We start from the raw sequence: 18,357 nt of genomic DNA, 5'->3' as shown, positions 1-18,357 counted from the left end.
TTATCCCCGTTACTTATTAGTTGATCTCTGCGACTTTTCCAATGTATCGGCTCCTCAAACGAAAATTTCTGGCGGAAAAAGTTTTTTCTGGTTGCGATATATACAGAGTAGGCAGGGAAAGATAAAAATTTTGGCGCCCACTGGTGAATCGGTATCGATGCGCATGTGAAGCGGCCAATGTACAGCGGGGAGTGAGCAGCGGGGATTGAAAGCGGAATACGGAAAGTTTTTTTACCTGGGGGCGGGATAGGAAGTGGCAGGCCCGTAATACTCAACTTGTCACGGGCCTTCTGTCATATAGCTTCCGTATCAGAACTGGTGCCGGAAACTGATCAGGGCGGCGGTAATGGCGACATTCAGGCTTTCCACATCGTTTTGCATCGGGATGCGCAGGCGGTGGCTGCAGGTTTCGGAGACGGCAGTACTTACCCCGTGGGTTTCATTGCCGAGCACGAAAATATTGGGCGCCGCGGTGTCGATACTGCGCAATGTGTCTTTGGCGTGGGAGGACAGAGCACAGACCCGGGCGCCTTGTTCGGCAAATTTTTTCAGCACAGGTGCCAGCTGTTCACATCGCAAGATACGGGTTTTGAACAGGGTGCCGACACTGGCCTTGATCACCAGCGGATCTATTTGCGCACAGCCTTTGCGTGGCAGCAGTATGCCGTCAATACCACCGGCGCAGGCGGAGCGAATAATCATGCCGAGGTTTTGCGGATTGGTGATGCCATCCAGCGCCAGCAATTCAAAATGCTCGTTGTGTTGTTCCTGCAGAAAGGCTTCCGCGGTGCCGTAGCGGGGAAGCGCGAGATCCAGTGCCACCCCTTGATCCTGGCGCGCATTTTTTGAAATACGTGAGAGCCCTTTTCTGTCCAGATAGGCAATTTCAATATTGCGTTCAGACGCCAGCTGTTCGATACGGCTGATCAGCTGATCTTTGCGGTTGCTGTCTGCCAGGTGCAGCTTGTGCACGGGAAGGCTTGAATCTTCCAGTGCTTCCAGTACGGGCTTGCGTCCGTAGATCGTCAGCAGGCTGTCAAAAAAAGCGCGTTTTTTCAGGTATTCGGGGGAGTCGGTCACGTTGGTTTTTCGCTGAACAGGGTTTTCAATTGGAGGCTGAGGGCAGTGCTGAGGCCTGCGTTTGTTGCCAGTGGCAGTGCCGCTTCGCCCAGTGTGCGATATACCCTTGCCAGGTGGGGTGCATCTTCTGGCAGGTGCGCGGCCAGTTCTTCCAGTGCGTCGAGTTGCCGGGTTACGGTGCGGATATCCCCCCTTACCAGAGGCCCCGTCAGAGCGTTTTGCGGACCCAGGGCGAAGTTGTTTTGGGCCGTCTGCAGCACGATGGGGGCCAGTAGTTGTTTGGCGGTAGCGTCATCAATACCGGCTGCGGCAAAGGTGCGCAGGCTGAGGTCCATCAGTACCGTCAGGTAATTGCAGGCCATTACCGACCCCGTGTGATAGAGCACTTTCTGCTCCGGGCTCAAGCGGATGCAATGGCAGTCGAGTGCCGCGAAGGCGGTGGCCAGAGTGTCTACCGCCGTTGGTGCGCCCTCTAGTGCCACCGTGGCGCCGGGCAAATCAGTGAGCGAACGTTGCGGGTCGGCAAAGCTGTGTACCGGATGGGCACTGGCCAGGTTTGCTCCGGTACAGGCGCTCAGCGCACTGGCGGGCAGCGCACCGCTGCAGTGAAATACCAGCGGTGACGACGTTTGGCCCGGCTCGTTGTCAGTACCATTTGACTGGAAAGCGGCCAATCTGGTCGCGAGTTGCGTCGCGACCGATTCAATCTGATCATCTGCAACCGCAATCAGCCACAGGTCCGCTGGTGGCATTGTCTCAATGCTTGCTGCGGCGTTGCCGGCACCAATAAAGGCACAGGCATCGGCGCTACTGTCCGGGCTGCGATTGAATATGGCGCCAATCTGAAAAACATGCCGCTGCTGCCACAGGCTTGCCAGGGTACGGCCGAGGCGGCCGGCACCGATCACATTCAGTGTCTGCAACTATTTGCCCGCCAGGCAATGGACGTAGGCGGCTACGGCATTGCTCAGCCCCATGCTGATGGCATCCACAGTGAGTGCGTGGCCAATGGAGACTTCCTGCAAGCCGGGGAGGGTGCGGTAGCGGGGCAAGTTGATCAGGTTGAGGTCGTGGCCGGCGTTGATGCCTAGGCCCAGGTGCAGCGCGTGTTCGGCGGCAGCGCAGTGAGCGGCGAATATCGATTCCAGGTCGCTGCTCTGGCGGGCAACGGCTTCCGCATAGGGGCCGGTGTAGAGCTCGATACGGTCTGCGCCCACTTCGCGGGCCAGACCTATCTGGGTTTTGTCCGGGTCCATAAACAGACTGACACGGATACCGGCATCCTTGAGTTGCTGAATGATGGGCTCCAGGCGCGCGCCATCTTTATTCAGGTCGAAGCCGTGGTCAGAGGTTAGCTGGTCGTCGCTGTCTGGTACCAGGGTGCACTGCTGTGGCGCGGTTTCCAGTACCAGTGGCAGTAGCCCGGGGTAGCTACCACTGGCGCCGGCAAAGGGGTTGCCCTCGACATTGAATTCAATATTGCGGCTGGCACAGAGCGCGGAAAGATCGCGCACGTCACCGGGGCGGATATGGCGCTGGTCGGGACGCGGATGCACGGTGATACCGTCAGCCCCTGCGTCCAGGCAGGTGCGCCCGTGGGCAACCACATCGGGATAGTTGCCCTCGCGAGAGTTGCGAATCAGGGCGATTTTGTTGAGGTTGACGCTGAGTGCAATCACTGGCCGCTGTCTCCCGTATCACTGTCTTTACGCTGTGCTTTCAGTATACGCACCGCCATATTTGGCGCATCGGTGAAGGCTTTGTGCTGGCCCCGTGGCTCGGCAGCAATCTGCTGCACCACGCTCATGCCCAGCAGCACTTTGCCGAATACGGTGTAGCCGGGTTTGTCGGCACTGCCGTCCAGGCGGCTGTTGTCGACCAGATTGATGAAGAACTGCGAAGTGGCGCTGTTGGGGTCGTTGGTGCGTGCCATGGCGATGGTGCCACGCGCATTGGACAGCCCGTTGTCTGATTCATTTTCTACCGGGTCGAGGGTCGGCTTTTCCTGAAAGTCGAAGGTGTATCCGCCACCTTGGGCCATAAAGCCGGGAATAACGCGGTGAAAAATGGTGCCGTTGTAAAAGCCACTGTCGATGTAGGCGAGAAAGTTCTCAACGGTTTTCGGCGCCTTGTCCGCATAGAGCACCAGCTCGATGGTGCCGAGATCGGTTTCCAGTTCCACGCGGGGATTGTTCGTGACCGCCAGCGCAAGGCTGGAAAGGCAGAGCAATGTGGCGGTGCAGAGGGCATTGATAATCGAGAGGCGTTTCATACTGTAGTCCGTTAGCTAAAACAAAAAGGCCCGGTCGCTGACCGGGCCTTGGGGGGCCGGTTCAGAAATTCTAACCGGCGCCCAGTTGTGCGGCAAAGTGGAATGCGGCTCTAAACGCTAAGTTAACAGCCCGCTTGCAGTTAATTGGCCCACTCGGAGTGGCGCTTGCGCGGGCGGAAGTGCGGTGCAACCAAGGCCAGAATGGCCCCCATCAATACCGAGAAGGCGCCATACATAAACCATTTCTGGGTGTCGTTGCTGGACAGGCGCTGGATTTCCGCGTGATCCATGGCCTGCTTCTGTTTCAGCAACTCGTGCTGGTTGAGCAACTTCTGGTGACGCTGATTGAGGGAGACCGCATCGGCAGACAGGGTCTTCAGTTCTTTCAGTTCCTTGGCCATTGCTTCGGCCCGGTCCTGTTCTGATTTCAGGGCGGTGGTCAGCTTGCCATTTTCCTCTTCCAGACGGCGTACCTCGCCCCCGAGGTTGCCCTGCAGGCTTTCAATATGTTCCAGGCGCGCCTCGGCCTGAGCCAGTTTGATCTTTGCTACCGGCTCATTTTCCAGATATTGGCGACGAACCCAGCCTTCTTCACCACCGGGGGTGCGCACTTGTGCCCAGCCGGTATCCGGGGAGTCCTGCAGCAATGTCAGTTTGGTGCCGCTGGGCAGGCCGCGATGCAGAATACGGAATTCATTGCCCTGGCCCGAGCGCATGGGTACATGCAGTTCGTCGGTGATATACCGCTCGGAACTGAGTGCCTGGCTGTGGCTGGCGCCGAGGGTAATCAGGGTGGCGGCGATGGAGGTGAGGAATCTTTTCATGGTCGGCGATATATCTTTACGGGGACTTTTTATCGTTGCTCGGTTGGATGCAATCTGATCGGGGGTGGCGACTCAGGGTAAAACCAGTTTGTAGGGTTTCACCGTCACTCCGGCGTAGACACCGGCTTCCACATAGGGGTCGGCATCGGCCCAGGCCTGGGCTTCCTGCAGTGAAGGGAATTCCGCAACCACGAGGCTGCCGGTAAAACCCGCTTCACCGGGGTCTTCACTGTCGATGGCCGGATGTGGACCGGCAATCAACAGGCGCCCCTGGTCTTTGAGGTCGTTCAGGCGCGCAATATGCTGCGGGCGTGCGCTTTGGCGCAGGGGCAAGCTGTTTTCAACATCCTGGCTGATGATGGCATACCACATAGACGAGTTCTTTCCTGGATTTTTAGTTATAGGTTGTGTGTGAATTGGCGGCTGCGATTATTGCTGCACCACAATTTCTTCCAGTTTCAGCCCGGTGAGTTTGCCGATACTGCGGAACAGGAAGAAGAGCGCGAACATCAGAATGACGGTCGCGGGCACAAAAATAACCGGGTAGCTCATGGCGGTCATTTTCCCCAGTTCCGCATTAAATGCCTCGGTACCGGGGGGGCTGACGAGCATGATTTTCGCCAGAATGTAATTGAGCGCGGACGACAGGAAGAATGAGCCGGCGATCATCCACGAAGTGTGCATCAGGGTGCGGTCAAATGCCGCGGTATTGCCATTGCGGTTCAGCGCCCGGGCAATTTTATCGGTATCGAGAATACGGTCGTTGTAAATAAGGGTTTTTACCAGCGGCCAGCGGGTGTACAGGGAAGCCATGGTGGCGACCCCCAGCAATCCGGGAATGGCGGCCTCTTTGATCGCCATGTATTCCGCATCCAGCTCCAGCAGGCTGATGCCGCCGGTGAGGAGGATACTGATGATCCCCAGCGCGGAGAAAAAGTTGACCTTGCCAGAGCTCAACAGGTCGCGCAGCCCGTACAGCAGCGGGAAGGCGAGCGCCACTACAATGGCCCACTTTGTGCCCAGCCAGTCATCGCCGGACAACTTGGTCAGGATCAGGGTGGGAATAATAATGTTGATGAGCAGGTTGCCGAGAAAGCTCTCTTTCTTCGGGGCTTTTGTTTGCTCAGCTGTTTGCTCAGCGGTGGGGGCTGTCGGCTCACCCGCCATTTCATCAGAAACAGGAGCGGACAGGCTTGGATTGCGTTGATTGCTATCGGTCATGGTCTGTTCCGGTGATAATGCCCGCTGGCTGACGTTACAGCTGTCAGTGGCGATAGTGGTTCCCCCTAAAGCGGGGCCTTATCCCTGAAACCGGTGAACCGGTCTGGTACGCGGAGTTTTAATCCATTTCAGCACGCTGAGACAACGGCAAATGGCGCTAGTTCCATGACTAGACCCATAAAACGTTTCTCATCGAGCCCTTCTCAAAGAACCCAATGACTATAGCCCCTGAAGCAGCCCCACAAGTAAACCTGGAAATAGCCTCGGAAACGCCCATGGCGAGAGAGACACATCAGACAAACCCGGCTCCGGGGCAGGATTCCTCTGGAGCTATTTCGCTGACTGCCAATGCGCTTTCTGGTCAGGTGGACCTGCACTGCCACAGCACCGCGTCTGACGGTATTTTAAGCCCTTCGGAGCTGGTGTCGAGGGCGAATTCTGCAGGTGTGACGCTGTTGGCGCTTACGGATCACGACACCCTGGACGGCCTCGCCGAGGCGCAGGAAGCGGCCAGTCAGTCAGGGGTGACCTTACTGCCGGGTATCGAGCTGACTGCGCTTTGGGGGCGGCGTGTGGTGCATATTGTCGGGCTTAATGTGGACTGTGCGGCCAGTGAACTGCAGGGGGCCATCGCAGAGCGCACGCGGCTGCGTGAGCAGCGGGCACAGCAGATCGCTGAACGCCTGGAGAAACGTGGCTTTAGCGGGGCCTACGAAGGAGCCAGGGCGCTGGCTGGAGAGGGCATTATCGCGCGTCCGCATTTTGCGCGCTGGATGGTGGCGTCCGGTCACGTGAGCGATACCAGCAAGGCATTCAAGCGCTACCTTGGGGCCGGCAAAATTGGCGATGTGACCGTGCAATGGCCGTCCATAAAAGACACCATCGACTGTATTGCCAGCGCAGGCGGCGCTGCGGTACTGGCGCATCCACTTAAATACGGTCTGACCCGCAGTCGCATTCAGGCGCTACTCACCGATTTTTGTGCGGCAGGGGGCCGCGCAGTGGAAGTCGTGTGCGGTCAGCAGAATCCGGTGCAAACCCGGGAAATCCTGTCGTTGATGGAGAGGGTCAATTCCCAGCCTGCAGAGGGTAGCGCGGGGCAGCAATGCTCGACTGGACCGTCACTGCTCGCGTCCCTGGGGAGTGACTTCCACCAGCCGGATCAGCCCTGGCGGGCGCTGGGCTCGGTGCGACTGCCTGCAGGCGTCGAGCCAGTGTGGAATCTGTGGCAAACTGGCGGCCTTAAATGTCGGTAATGTCAGCGGTATGAGTACCGCTGTCTCTTTCAAATAACAGGGGGTAGTTGTGGCGCAGTTCTTCCAGATTCATCCGGAAAACCCACAGGAGCGGCTGATCAGTCAGGCCGCGGATATCGTATCTGCCGGTGGCGTTATCGTATTTCCCACGGATTCCGCTTATGCCATTGGTTGCCGGCTTGGCGAGAAACTGGCGGTGGAGCGTATCCGCGCCTTGCGCAAGCTGGATAAGGATCACAACTTCACCCTGATGTGCCGGGACCTGTCCGAGCTGGCCAGCTACGCCAAGGTGGACAATCAGATGTTCCGCCTGTTGAAAAACCACACCCCCGGTCCCTACACCTTTATTATGCCGGCCACATCCGAAGTGCCCCGCCGCCTGGCTCATGCCAAACGCAAGACCATCGGCCTGCGGGTGCCCGACAACCCCATTGTGCAGGGATTGATCGCCGCCCTGGGCGAGCCTTTGATGAGTTGTAGCCTGATCATGCCGGGGGAGGATCAACCCCTGATTGACCCCTACGACATCCGCGAAACTCTGGAGCATCAGGTGGAGCTGGTGATCGATGGCGGCTTCTGCGGTATGGAGGCAACTACGGTGGTGGATCTGACCGGTGACGAGCCGGTCCTGGTGCGCCAGGGCTGTGGTGCAATTGATGAAATTCTCGGCTGACACTGATGTATAATCGCGCGTTTGGTTTTGCCGAAGGGCTGCAGTGTGTCCAGTGACGAAATAGAAGAAGCGGTAGCGGCCGGTGTGGCAAATGATGCCGGCAATGCTAAGACGGCTGAGCCGGTTGAAACGGCTGAATTGCACACCGCTGCTGACGCGGAAGTCGCGGATACTGAAGGTGAACAGCGCGTCACTATCGAACTGGTGGACGAAGCGGCGGTAACGGATGCCGCAGCAGACGGCACTGCCCAGGGCAGTGGCCCGCGCCAGGGGGAAATGCCGTTCGCCATGGTGGAGGGCAAAGCCTTCACCAACCTGCCCAGCGACCTGTATATCCCGCCGGACGCCCTGGAAGTCATTCTCGAGGCCTTTGAAGGGCCCCTCGACCTGCTGCTGTACCTGATTCGCCGCCAGAATCTGGACATTCTCGAGATCAACGTTGCCGACATCACCCGCCAGTACATGGGCTATGTCGAAATGATGACCGCGATGCGCTTCGAGTTGGCGGCGGAATATCTGGTGATGGCGGCCATGCTGGCCGAGATCAAGTCGCGCATGCTGTTGCCGCGCCCACCGGAAGCGGAAGAAGAGGAGGGGGAAGACCCCCGTGCGGCGCTGATTCGCCGCCTGCAAGAATACGAGCGCTTCAAAACCGCGGCGGAAGATATGGACGAACTGCCGCGCATGGGGCGGGATGTCCACCAGGCCAGTGCCACTGGCCCGGATCGCAAGCTCACTCGCCCCGAGCCGGAAGTGGACCTGAAAGAGGTACTGGTCGCTCTGGCCGATGTGTTGCGCCGTGCGGATATGTTTGAGAGTCACCAGGTGGAAAAAGAGAAACTTTCCACCCGCGAGCGCATGACCCAGGTACTGGATAAGATCCGCCACCGCCAGTTTGTGCCCTTCGTCAGCCTGTTCAAGGCGGAAGAGGGCCGTCTGGGCGTGGTGGTTACCTTCCTGGCAGTGATGGAGCTGGTGAAAGAGTCCCTGCTGGAGCTGGTTCAGAACGAAGCCTTCGGTGCCATTCATGTCCGCGCCCGCGGTGAAGTAGAGCAGCCGTCCGACGAGTTGGATGATGACGCTGAGTTCATGGATGATGATATCGACGCCGAGCGCGATACTGTCGCCAATGCGGAAGACGCACAGAGCTTTGGTACGCCGGAATCGGAAGTGACGAGCGGCACCGAATCAGACTTCGATGACGAGGTGCCGCAGGTCGCGGAGAATCCAGTGGTTGCTGTGGCGGAGCCCGGTACTGATTCCGGACTTGAACCAGATCAAGAACAAGAAACCTCTGTTGAAACCGCGGATACCCCGCCGGTGTTCAGCTGAACCCGAGTGAACGCGAGAAAATGAGTATTGCCCCGGAATTGTTGCGCCGGATTGTGGAAGGCGCATTGCTGGCAGCCGCCCAGCCGCTGTCGGAAGACCGCCTGCTGTCACTGATCGACGAAGGCGAGCGCCCGGAAAAGGCGGCGCTGAAAGAAGTCCTGGAGCAGATTGCCGAAAACTGTGTCGAGCGCGGCTTCGAGCTGCGCCAGGTGGCCAGCGGCTGGCGCTTTCAGGTGCCGGAAGATCTGGCTCCCTGGGTCAACAAGCTGTGGGAAGAAAAACCGCAGAAGTACTCCCGGGCTACCCTGGAGACACTGGCAATCATCGCTTACCGCCAGCCGATTACCCGCGGCGATATCGAGGAAATCCGCGGTGTCGCGGTGAGTTCCCATATCGTCAAAAGTCTCTCGGAGCGCGGTTGGATCAAGGTGGTGGGGCAGCGGGACGTGCCCGGCAAGCCCTCCCTCTACGCGACCACCCGCGAATTCCTCGACTATTTCAATCTGAAAAGCCTCGAGGACCTGCCGACCCTGGCGGAAATCCGCGATATCGAAAGCCTGAATGCGGCGTTGGATCTGGGCGATGTTCCCCCGCCGGCGGCAGCGGAGGACGGTGAAGTGGAGGGGGAAGAAACCCCGGAAGCGCCAGAGTCCCAAGCGGTAGAGCTTGGAGATGCGGCGGATGAATCCGAGACCGCAGATGCGGAACAAGCCTCTCCGGCCGTGACCGAAGACTACGCTGAAGAAATGGAAAATGCAGAAGCGGACGCAGAAGGCGCCGAGACTGCTCACGACGAGCCGGAAACGCTTGTTGAAGATGAATTCAAATCCCCGGAAAACCTCAATTCATGAGTAATGACGCAGCGCCAGCGGGCGAAAAACTGCAAAAAGTATTGGCCCGAGCGGGCTTGGGTTCGCGCCGGGAAATGGAGCGGGCCATCGAGGCGGGAAGAGTGACCGTCAATGGTGAAGTGGCCGGGCTCGGCGAGCGGGTCAGTGACGATGATCAGATCGAATTTGACGGCAAGCGCCTGTCCGGCGGTGAAGAAAATCGCCTGCGGGTCATCCTGTACAACAAACCCATTGGCGAGATTTGCTCGCGCCACGACCCGGAAGGGCGTCCCACGGTTTACGATCGCCTGCCCCGTCTGAAGAGCGGGCGCTGGATTTCTGTCGGGCGGCTGGACTTCAACACCAGCGGCCTGCTGCTGTTTACCAACAGTGGTGAACTGGCTAACAAGCTGATGCACCCTTCCTCGGTGATTGACCGCGAGTACCTGGTGCGGATTCAGGGCCAGGTGGACGAGGAAATGAAACGGCGCCTGGTGAAAGGCGTGCAGCTGGAAGATGGTGAAGCCAAGTTTACCGACATAGTGGAAAGTGGTGGTGAGGGTTCCAACCGCTGGTTTTACTGTGTGGTCATGGAAGGGCGCAACCGCGAGGTCCGCCGCCTGTGGGAATCCCAGAATGTGCGCGTAAGCCGCTTGAAGCGGGTACGTTACGGCAGCGTGTTTATCCCGTCTCACGTACGCGTGGGGCAGTGGATCGAAATGGAGCCGCGCGAAATCGATGACCTCTGTGTTACTGCCGGTCTGCCCAGACTGGGCCAGCGACCGCTGACCCAGGCCGAGAAAGAAACCCTGCAGCGCCAGCGTCGCAAGCTGCGTAAATCGCCGGTTCCAGCCGGGGGCAAGGCGACAGCGGCGGCGGAACCCGCTCGGGCGAGCGACAGGCGGACTGCTGATAAGCCGGAACGCAAAGGGCCGGCTGGTACGGCGGCCAAGCCCCGCGGAAAGCCATCATTAGGCAGCCCGGATAAGCGCGCGGGCGCGGGCAAGGCATCGCAAGGATCAAAAGGTGCGGGGAAAGGCCCGGCAAAGGGCCCGACCAAGAGCTCGGGGAAAGGCCCGGCAAAAGGTTCGACAAAAAGCCCAACTAAAGGCCCAAGGGAACGTCGCTCTGGTAAATAGTCCGGTGCGTGAAAAACACAGCACGACAAATGAAATAGGCAGCGTAAGCTGCCTTTTTCATTTGGGTGTCGCGCGGCCCTGAGGCTGTTTGCGTGGGTTAAATATTCGCTCAGGGCTGCATGTTCATCGCTCAGGGCTGCATGTTCTTCGCTCAGGGCTGCATGTTCTTCGCTCAGGGCTGAATATTCGCAGCTCAGCTCAGCTCAGCTCAGCTCATGGCTGTGGCTGTTCCTCCGGCTGGAACTCTTCAAGCGCGTCGCCATCGGTATCCGGAACCTCGAGGTCGTCGCCCTCGATGATCTGGTTTTCCATGCCTGGGTCTATCTCTTCCGGCTCGATGGTACCGGGCTCTTCGGTGGACGGCGTGGCATTTACAGGCGGGGCCGCCTCGTTGCCGGAAGCACTTTCGGCCTCAACGACAGACTTCAGTTTTTGCAAACCCTCTTGGTAGGATTTGCCCACCATCTTCGACACCATCAGTCCCATCCAGCGGGCGATGGGGCTGCTGCCCATTTCGGAAGAAAATGACCAGGTTACATTGGTGCCACTGCCCTGCGGTTGCAGTGCGAATTCTGCCTTGGCGGTACCCTGGTCACCGAAGTCCAGGTCGGTGGCAACCCGGGAATAGGGTTCGCTGGCGGTAATGGTCTGGGAGCCCTTGCCCACGCTGGGGTTGTCACTGGTCCACTTCATGACTGCCCCGTTGCCTTCGGAAAAACCCTCGTAACTGTACTGGGTCTCGGGGTCAACCTGGTACCAGGGGGACCATTTATTGAAATTGCGGAAATTGTTCAGGTAGGGGAAAACCACCTCTGGCGGCTCGGCGATATAAACACTGCGCTCGGTCGTGGCCACCCGAGGGAAGAGAAAGCCGGCGAGTACCAGCAAGGCGAGAAAAATCAGAATATACAGTATCCAGCGCATGGCGGACTCCCCCGTCAGACCCGAGTAATTGAACCGGTATTTTGAGGCCAAGCCCCGGCCCGGTAGAGGCTGGACAATGGAGTGGCACTCGCTCGGTTCACTGCTTTGGAGTGTACTGGCTGCTATGACGGTTCGCCAGTTCGCGCGTTTTTTGTGCCCTTTTTAAAAACTGGTATCCAGCAGTGGCAAGGTCATGCGCACACACAGGCCGGCGCCGTGCGCATTAAAGGCTTCGATCTTGCCGTGGTGCTGCGCCAGGGTGCGCTGGGCGATGGCCAGGCCCAGGCCAAAGCCTCCGCTCTCGCGGCTGCGCGCCTCGTCGGTGCGGTAGAAGGGGCGGAATATCGCCTGTAACTCTTCTGCGGGCACACCATTACCAGAGTCGGTGACATCAATCTGGCACTCGTTTTTACGGTGTTGAACATTCACCGTAACCCGTCCGCCCTGCGGGCTGTATTTAATGGCATTGCGCAGAATGTTTTCCAGCGCCGCGGTCAGGGAGCTGCCACGGGTGGCGACCAGTAGCTCGTGGTCGTCGCATTGGCTGACAAAGTGCAATTGTTTTATTGCCGCCTCGTCTTTCAGGTCGTCAATGAGCGCTGCTAACAGGCTGTTAATCTCAACCACATCGTCCAGCGGGCGCTCGTCGCTGCCACTAACCGGCAGGGACAGGATGTCGGCAATGATGTCTTCCAGGTAGTCTGCCGCTTTGCCGATCTTGTCCAGTTCCGGGTCCAGTGCCTGAACATTTTTTTGTCGGGCGATACCCAGCGCCACCTGCAGGCGAGCGAGGGGTGAGCGCAGCTCGTGGGAGACATCCTTGATCAGTCGGCGCTGCTCCCCCATGGATTCCTGCAGTTGTGCGGTCATGGAGTCGAAGTCCGCCGCCAGCTCCCCCAGCTCCCGGCCGTGCCCGTGCAGTGCCGGGGCAACCCGATAGCTGAGGTCACCTGCGGCGACGCGCCGGGTGGCGACCCGCAGGTTGTCCATCGGCTTACTGAGGTAGCGTGCCAGCCAGTAGCAGGCCAGCCCAGAGGCCAGGGTGGCGAGTACCAGGATTTGCCAGAAATTGCGCAGCAAGAAGCGCAACAGTAGTTCTTCCTTGCTTTTACCGGCAATGAATACAACCCGCAGGCTGTCACTTCCGCGCTGGGGAATGAAGAAGCCGACGCTCGGTTTCTTGTCCACCAGCCCCCGTGTTTCCCGATTGCGGTAATTTAGCGCGCTGAACAGGGGGGCCATGGATCGGGGCAGGGCACGTCCAAGGACTTCTGCTCCGCTGCCGTCAATCGCGAAAATGCGTTGTTGAATTTTCTTGGGTTGGCGCTCCAGCCAGTGCCGGAAATGATCGGTGCCGTGGCGGCGGGTCATGCGCAGATTGTCGGTAATCTCGCGGAAGAGCTCCGGCCCTTCCCAGCGGTCTTTCTGGCGCGGATCGCCAAACTCCCGGATATGGGTAATGTAAACCGCTGATAGCACCATGATGACTGCGGTAAGCCAGGCACCCAGAAACATTCTTCCGAACAGGCTGCTCATGCTGCTTAAGCCTGACTGCTGGTAAGCATATAGCCAGCACCGCGTATGTTGATGATCAGCTCCCGGCTGGCGCCTTGCTCCGCCAGCTTCTTGCGGATGTTGCTGACGTGAACATCGATGGAGCGGTCATAGGGCATCAATTTGCGCCCCAGGGCCTGCTCCGTCAGTACCTCTTTGCTGACGACCTCACCGGCATTTTCCACCAGTACCTTGAGCACGGAAAATTCTGCGCCGGTCAGGTTGACGGGCTGGTCTGCCCAGAGGCACTGGTGCTCTCTGGGCATCAGGCGCAACTGGCCGCTACTGAGGTTGTCGTCGCTGGTCTCCACTTCGGTACGCCCGCGGCGCAGTATCGCCCGCAGCCGAGCGGCCAGTTCCCTGGGGTTGCAGGGTTTGGGCAGGTAGTCATCCGCGCCCATTTCGAGCCCGACGATGCGGTCTACGGTATCGCCCTTGGCGGTCAGCATCACCACGGGCAGGGAGTGGCTGGGGTTGCCAGCGTCTTCCCGCAGTTTGCGCAACACATCAAAGCCATTGTGCACCGGCAGCATCACATCCAAAACCAGTGCATCGAAGGGCTGGCTGCGGGCCAGCTCCAGGCCTCGGCCGCCGTCGTTGGCAACGGTGACCGCAAACCCTTCACCCAACAGAAACTCTTCCAGCAGCTCTGTCAGTTCGGTGTCGTCGTCGACCAGTAGGATATGGCTCATGGCTGATTGGTGTCCGCTATGTTACATCGTTGTTGGGGCCATTATATGTCCAGAGGGGCGGGCACTTGGGGGAAGGTTTTGCGCGTTTTACCGTTCTTAACAAATGTTTACCGCCGTTATCCCCTGTTTACAGTCCGTGAGCCTAGTATGCACCTACCGACTCGGGAAAAGCGAAACGCAGACATATCGCCAAAGCGGTATCAACAATCAGCATCACTAGAGGATGAGTCTATGAACAAATGGAAAGCACTTGCCGGTAGCCTGGTACTGGGTAGCGCGTTGGCCACGTCCGGAATGGTAATGGCCTTCCCCGATGGGGATCACAGACCTCGCGGTCACCACAAAGGCGGCCATCACCACGAACGCATGTTCGAGCGCCTGGCGGAGGAGCTGGACCTGACCGAAGGGCAACAGGCGCAGCTGAAAGCCAATCGCGAGGCAGGTAAAGAGGCGCGCAAGGCCGATCGCGAAGCGATGCGCGAGGTACACATGCAGCTGCGCGAGGCCATTGAGTCCGACGCCGATCAGGCGACCCTCGACAGTCTCGGAGCCAAGCTGGGCCAGCTGGAAGTCCGCAAAATGCAGCGGATGCAGGAAAAACGCGTGCAGTTTGAGTCCATCCTGACCAACGAACAGAAGGCCAAACTGGAACAGCTGAAAGCCGAGCGCAAGGCCCGTCACGAAGAGCGCAAGCAGCGCTGGGAGCGCGATGAAGATTAATTAGCGGTCAATCAGTCGCTTCTCGGCCCGCCGGCGCCCACCCCAACAGCCGGCGAGCCATCCCCCTGGGCCCCTGCAACTGCAGGGGCTTTTTTTATCTGCTCAATGTTGGGAAAATGCCCGCCCCGCTGGTGCGGCCTGGCGAAAGTCTAGTGCGAGCCCGGCACCTGCCCCAGAGGGCAGCATTTGGCAGTTGAGGAGAGATTGTGAGCAAGATCGGCCTGTTTTATGGCAGTGACGAGGGCAATACCGAGAGTATTGCCCAGCGAATCGCCGCCCGTCTGGGCGAGGAACGGGTGGATATTCACGATATCGCCGACGTTACCCAGCTGGAGATTGCAGATTACGACCAGCTAATCCTGGGCATTCCCACCTGGGACTTCGGACAGATCCAGTCCGACTGGGAAGATTTCTGGGAGGATGTGCAGGAAATCGACTTTACCGGCAAGACCGTGGCCCTGTTCGGTCTCGGTGACCAGTTCGGCTATGGTGACTATTTTCTCGACGCCATGGGCATGCTGCACGATGTGATTGTGGCCAAAGGTGCTGCCATCATCGGACATTGGCCTACCCAGGGCTACGAGTTTGAAGCGTCCAAGGCCGAAGTGGCTGGGCAGAACATTTTTGTGGGTCTTGCCATCGATGAAGACCAGCAGGAAGAACTGACCGGTGGGCGCCTCAATGCCTGGTGTCAGCAGATTGCCGAGGAGTTTGACCTCGACGGTGGTGCCGACAGCGTCACCGAGCTTGAGGACTGAGGGCGCAATGGCCGACTCCAATAAAAAGTCTCTGCAGGAATTCTGGCCCTGGCTCGCGGACCACTGCAACTGCATTCTCCGCGCAGGCTCTCCCGATTCAATCCTCTACGACGATGAGGATTTCCACTGGCGATTTGCCCAGGAAAACCAGCAAACGCTGCTGGTACAGCTGGTGCGTGGCAAGCGCCTGGTGGGCGAAATTTTTGTGGAACCGGAATTGATCAGCTCGGTGCGTGCGACACCGGGTGACAAAGACGAAGTGATTTTCGACCTGATGGCCGAGGCCGATGGACAGGAGCAAGTACTTTACTACTTTGTGATGGCCCACGGTTTTGATGACAGTGAGCCGCCGCAATCGGCGAGCAAGCATGGTCGCCTGCATTGATACCGTTGCAACTATCTGCACTCCCATAAAAAAACGCGGCTTGAGGCCGCGTTTTTTTATGGGCTGACCACAGTGTTTAACTGGCCAGCAAGCCCACCAAAATTTCCCGGTACATATCTTTTACCAGATCCAGATCGTCGGCCTTCACGCACTCATCCACCTTGTGGATGGTGGCGTTGACCGGGCCCAGTTCCACAACCTGTGCTCCGGTCGGTGCGATAAAGCGCCCGTCGGAGGTACCACCGGCGGTGGAGAGTTCGGTGTCGCGACCGGTGACTTTCTTGATGGCTGCCTGCGCAGACTCCACCAACGGGCCTTCGGCGGTCAGGAATGGCTGGCCAGAGAGGTTGAAGTCGGCTTCGTATTTGAGACCGTGCTTGTCAAAAATCGCACGGGCGCGGCGCTCCAGGTCTTCCGCGGTGGTTTCGGTGGAGAAGCGCCAGTTGCACACGACTTTCACATCGCCGGGAATCACATTGGTGGCACCGGTGCCGCCGTTGATGTTGGAAACCTGGAAGCTGGTGGCCGGGAAAAAGTCGTTGCCCTGGTCCCACTCTTCCGCTGCCAGTTCGGCGAGCGCCGGTGCCAGTTTGTGCACCGGGTTTTCCGCCAGGTGCGGGTAGGCGACGTGGCCCTGGATGCCGAACACGGTGAGCTCCAGGCCCAGTGAGCCGCGACGGCCGTTTTTGATGACGTCACCGGCGAGGGTGGTGCTGGAGGGTTCGCCTACCAGGCACCAGGTAATCTTTTCGTTGCGCTTTTCCAGCCACTCGACCACTTTCACGGTACCGTGTTTGGCCGGACCTTCTTCGTCACTGGTGATCAGGAAGGCGACACGGCCTTTGTGATCCGGGTGGGCGGCGACGAATTCTTCACAGGCTACAACCATGGCGGCGAGGGAGCCTTTCATGTCTGCGGCACCGCGGCCGTAGAGCATGCCGTCGACGATTTTCGGCTCAAAGGGCGGGTGTTGCCAGTTGGCTTCGGGACCGGTTGGGACTACGTCGGTATGGCCGGCGAAGGCAAATAACGGACCTTCTTCGCCGCGCACGGACCAGAAATTATCGGTATCGCCGAAACGCAGGTGTTCGGTTTTGAAACCGATTTTTTCCAGGCGTTCCAGCATCAGTTCCATGCAACCGGCGTCTTCGGGGGTGACAGACTGTCTGCTAATCAGGTCGCAGGTGAGTTGTACTGTTGGGGTCATAGTTTTTGGCTCCGTGGCTTTTTGTTTGGAGCACTGTTCCTGTTTTGTGGCGGCTTGCCTGCCGGGGGCTGTTCGCGAGACACGCCGTGAACCCATCCCTGGGGGCTCTTCTAAAACATCCCTGTTTTAGAAGGTCTCGCGAACAGCCCCCGGCAGGCAGGCCTTCGCGTTGAAGTTGATTACGCTAAATTAATTCAGTAGGGCGACCTTTATGTCCGACTCGGAGTGCAAGAGGTCGTCTGAAGGCAAAGCGCTGGGTGGAGCCTTTCGGAACCGTCGGTGCCATGGATGGCACCGACGGAGCGTACAGGGATGTATTCAAGGGGGGCGCCTAGCCCGATTCCGGAAAGCTCCCCCTGATGATCTGCCGCCACCGGGTTTAATCAATGCGAACCCGATAACCAGCAGGTCAATATTTAGTTGCTATGCAACTCCGCATTCAACTCCACCGCACTCTTGTTGGTCAGACACTCAACCGCACCAGTGCTGGAGTTACGACGGAACAACAGGTCAGATTTGCCCGCCAGATCGCGCGCTTTTACTGCTTCAACTTCTGCACCCTTGTCGTCCAGAACGGAGACTTTGGTGCCGGCAGTGATGTACAGGCCGGACTCTACGGTGCAGCGATCGCCCAGGGGGATTCCGGTGCCGGAGTTGGCGCCGAGCAGGCAGCCTTCGCCAAGGGAGATTACGATATTGCCGCCGCCGGACAGTGTGCCCATGGTGGAGCTGCCGCCGCCCAGGTCAGAGCCTGCACCGACAAATACACCGGCAGAAATACGGCCTTCGATCATGCCGGGGCCCTCGGTGCCCGCGTTAAAGTTCACGAAGCCCTCGTGCATGATGGTGGTGCCTTCGCCCAGGTAGGCGCCCAGGCGCACGCGGGCGGTGTGGGCGATGCGTACGCCGGTAGGCACTACGTAGTTGGTCATTTTCGGGAACTTGTCCACGCAGGAAACTTCCAGCAGCTCGCCCTTGAGGCGTGCTTCCAGCTGGCGCTGTGGCAGTTCCTGCAGGTCGATGGCGCCCTGATTGGTCCAGGCGACGTTGGCCAGCTGGCCGAAGATACCGTCCAGCTTGGTGCCGTGGGGTTTTACCAGGCGATGCGACAGCAGGTGCAGCTTCAGGTAGGACTCAGGCACGGACTGGGGCGCTTCGTCGCTGTGCAGCACCACTGCGACCAGCGGACGCTGGCTACTGGCGAACTGGCGCAGGATGGCGGCTTGCTCGCTGGCGCCGGCGCTTTCCAGTTGATCGGCCAGCGGTTGCAGTTGTGCTTCTTCCAGCGCAACGGCCACATTGCCGCCGTCGATGTTGAGGGTGCTGGTTACGGCGCTGGCAATGGCGTCAGCCGGATTCAGGAGCGGCTGGGGGAAGTAGACTTCGAGCCATTCGCCCTTGCTGTTGCAGGTGCCGACGCCGAAGCCGATGCTGTATAGGTTGCTCATGTTGGTTTCCTTTTCCTGAGTCTGAAATTCTGTTGATGAATC

The 18,357-nt window shown here is 58.8% G+C and carries 18 protein-coding genes and 2 pseudogenes; 8 read left to right on the top strand and 12 right to left on the bottom strand.

What is annotated here, in order from left to right:
* Positions 1-309 precede the first annotated feature (309 nt).
* The 7 genes from M0G74_RS00345 to M0G74_RS00315 all read right to left on the bottom strand — a co-directional run bounded on the left by M0G74_RS00345 (position 310) and on the right by M0G74_RS00315 (position 5,343).
* Positions 310-1,080 carry an RNA methyltransferase gene (locus tag M0G74_RS00345; protein ID WP_248213281.1) on the bottom strand — a complete coding sequence of 257 codons (771 nt, stop codon included), beginning with the start codon at positions 1,078-1,080 and terminating at the stop codon, positions 310-312.
* Positions 1,077-2,003 carry a Rossmann-like and DUF2520 domain-containing protein gene (locus M0G74_RS00340; RefSeq protein ID WP_248213279.1) on the bottom strand — a complete coding sequence of 309 codons (927 nt, stop codon included), beginning with the start codon at positions 2,001-2,003 and terminating at the stop codon, positions 1,077-1,079. Before M0G74_RS00340 ends, M0G74_RS00345 begins: the two co-directional genes overlap by 4 nt.
* Positions 2,004-2,759 (bottom strand): pyridoxine 5'-phosphate synthase, encoded by a 756-nt coding sequence (locus tag M0G74_RS00335; RefSeq protein ID WP_248213277.1) that lies wholly within the window; start codon positions 2,757-2,759, stop codon positions 2,004-2,006.
* The gene (locus M0G74_RS00330; protein ID WP_248213274.1) at positions 2,756-3,352 is read right to left on the bottom strand and encodes a peptidylprolyl isomerase; all 597 of its coding nucleotides are present in this window, start codon (positions 3,350-3,352) and stop codon (positions 2,756-2,758) included. Before M0G74_RS00330 ends, M0G74_RS00335 begins: the two co-directional genes overlap by 4 nt.
* Positions 3,353-3,492: 140 nt before the next feature.
* Positions 3,493-4,176 (bottom strand): TIGR04211 family SH3 domain-containing protein, encoded by a 684-nt coding sequence (locus M0G74_RS00325; RefSeq protein WP_160153016.1) that lies wholly within the window; start codon positions 4,174-4,176, stop codon positions 3,493-3,495.
* 72 nt (positions 4,177-4,248) lie between these two features.
* A complete protein-coding gene (locus tag M0G74_RS00320; RefSeq protein ID WP_160153017.1) occupies positions 4,249-4,548 on the bottom strand; it encodes a YciI family protein in 300 nt (99 codons plus the stop codon).
* Between the two features lie 57 nt (positions 4,549-4,605).
* Positions 4,606-5,343 (bottom strand): VC0807 family protein, encoded by a 738-nt coding sequence (locus M0G74_RS00315; RefSeq protein ID WP_248215266.1) that lies wholly within the window; start codon positions 5,341-5,343, stop codon positions 4,606-4,608.
* Between the two features lie 329 nt (positions 5,344-5,672).
* On the opposite strand from M0G74_RS00315, the gene M0G74_RS00310 reads away from it, so the two are divergent.
* The 5 genes and pseudogenes from M0G74_RS00310 to rluB form a co-directional block, all read left to right on the top strand.
* Positions 5,673-6,653 (top strand): PHP domain-containing protein, encoded by a 981-nt coding sequence (locus M0G74_RS00310; protein WP_248213273.1) that lies wholly within the window; start codon positions 5,673-5,675, stop codon positions 6,651-6,653.
* 49 nt (positions 6,654-6,702) lie between these two features.
* Positions 6,703-7,326, top strand: coding sequence for an L-threonylcarbamoyladenylate synthase (locus tag M0G74_RS00305; RefSeq protein ID WP_248213270.1), 624 nt, complete (start codon positions 6,703-6,705; stop codon positions 7,324-7,326).
* A gap of 204 nt (positions 7,327-7,530) precedes the next feature.
* Positions 7,531-8,373: pseudogene (locus tag M0G74_RS00300) on the top strand (ScpA family protein); the annotation flags it as partial.
* Positions 8,374-8,678: 305 nt separating this feature from the next.
* Positions 8,679-9,509, top strand: coding sequence for an SMC-Scp complex subunit ScpB (gene scpB, locus M0G74_RS00295; RefSeq protein ID WP_248213261.1), 831 nt, complete (start codon positions 8,679-8,681; stop codon positions 9,507-9,509).
* Positions 9,506-10,330, top strand: a pseudogene (gene rluB, locus M0G74_RS00290) (23S rRNA pseudouridine(2605) synthase RluB); the annotation flags it as partial. The gene scpB and the pseudogene rluB, both read left to right, overlap by 4 nt.
* Before the next feature lie 510 nt (positions 10,331-10,840).
* On the opposite strand, the gene M0G74_RS00285 reads toward rluB, so the two are convergent.
* From M0G74_RS00285 to M0G74_RS00275, 3 genes are all read right to left on the bottom strand, one after another.
* Positions 10,841-11,551, bottom strand: a complete 711-nt coding sequence (locus M0G74_RS00285) for an SRPBCC family protein (protein WP_248213254.1) — start codon at positions 11,549-11,551, stop codon at positions 10,841-10,843.
* A 162-nt stretch (positions 11,552-11,713) separates the two neighbouring features.
* Positions 11,714-13,087, bottom strand: coding sequence for an ATP-binding protein (locus M0G74_RS00280; RefSeq protein WP_248213251.1), 1,374 nt, complete (start codon positions 13,085-13,087; stop codon positions 11,714-11,716).
* A gap of 5 nt (positions 13,088-13,092) precedes the next feature.
* Positions 13,093-13,797 carry a response regulator transcription factor gene (locus M0G74_RS00275; protein ID WP_160153023.1) on the bottom strand — a complete coding sequence of 235 codons (705 nt, stop codon included), beginning with the start codon at positions 13,795-13,797 and terminating at the stop codon, positions 13,093-13,095.
* A 231-nt stretch (positions 13,798-14,028) separates the two neighbouring features.
* Between M0G74_RS00275 and M0G74_RS00270 the strand changes: the two genes are divergently transcribed.
* The 3 genes from M0G74_RS00270 (at position 14,029) to M0G74_RS00260 (ending at position 15,660) form a co-directional block, all read left to right on the top strand.
* Positions 14,029-14,517 carry a Spy/CpxP family protein refolding chaperone gene (locus tag M0G74_RS00270; protein WP_248213249.1) on the top strand — a complete coding sequence of 163 codons (489 nt, stop codon included), beginning with the start codon at positions 14,029-14,031 and terminating at the stop codon, positions 14,515-14,517.
* A gap of 206 nt (positions 14,518-14,723) precedes the next feature.
* Positions 14,724-15,275 (top strand): flavodoxin, encoded by a 552-nt coding sequence (locus M0G74_RS00265; protein WP_248213247.1) that lies wholly within the window; start codon positions 14,724-14,726, stop codon positions 15,273-15,275.
* A 7-nt stretch (positions 15,276-15,282) separates the two neighbouring features.
* A complete protein-coding gene (locus M0G74_RS00260; protein ID WP_248213245.1) occupies positions 15,283-15,660 on the top strand; it encodes a hypothetical protein in 378 nt (125 codons plus the stop codon).
* A 76-nt stretch (positions 15,661-15,736) separates the two neighbouring features.
* Here M0G74_RS00260 and dapE read toward each other — a convergent pair whose 3' ends face one another.
* Both dapE and dapD read right to left on the bottom strand, forming a co-directional pair.
* The gene (gene dapE, locus M0G74_RS00255; RefSeq protein WP_248213243.1) at positions 15,737-16,867 is read right to left on the bottom strand and encodes a succinyl-diaminopimelate desuccinylase; all 1,131 of its coding nucleotides are present in this window, start codon (positions 16,865-16,867) and stop codon (positions 15,737-15,739) included.
* 416 nt (positions 16,868-17,283) lie between these two features.
* Positions 17,284-18,315, bottom strand: coding sequence for a 2,3,4,5-tetrahydropyridine-2,6-dicarboxylate N-succinyltransferase (gene dapD / locus M0G74_RS00250; RefSeq protein WP_248213233.1), 1,032 nt, complete (start codon positions 18,313-18,315; stop codon positions 17,284-17,286).
* Positions 18,316-18,357: the final 42 nt, after the last annotated feature.

It is taken from the genome of Microbulbifer sp. CAU 1566 (genome assembly GCF_023156515.1).
Classification (GTDB): domain Bacteria; phylum Pseudomonadota; class Gammaproteobacteria; order Pseudomonadales; family Cellvibrionaceae; genus Microbulbifer.
Note: the sequence above shows the minus strand (reverse complement) of the source record. Positions and strands in the feature narration are given on the sequence as shown.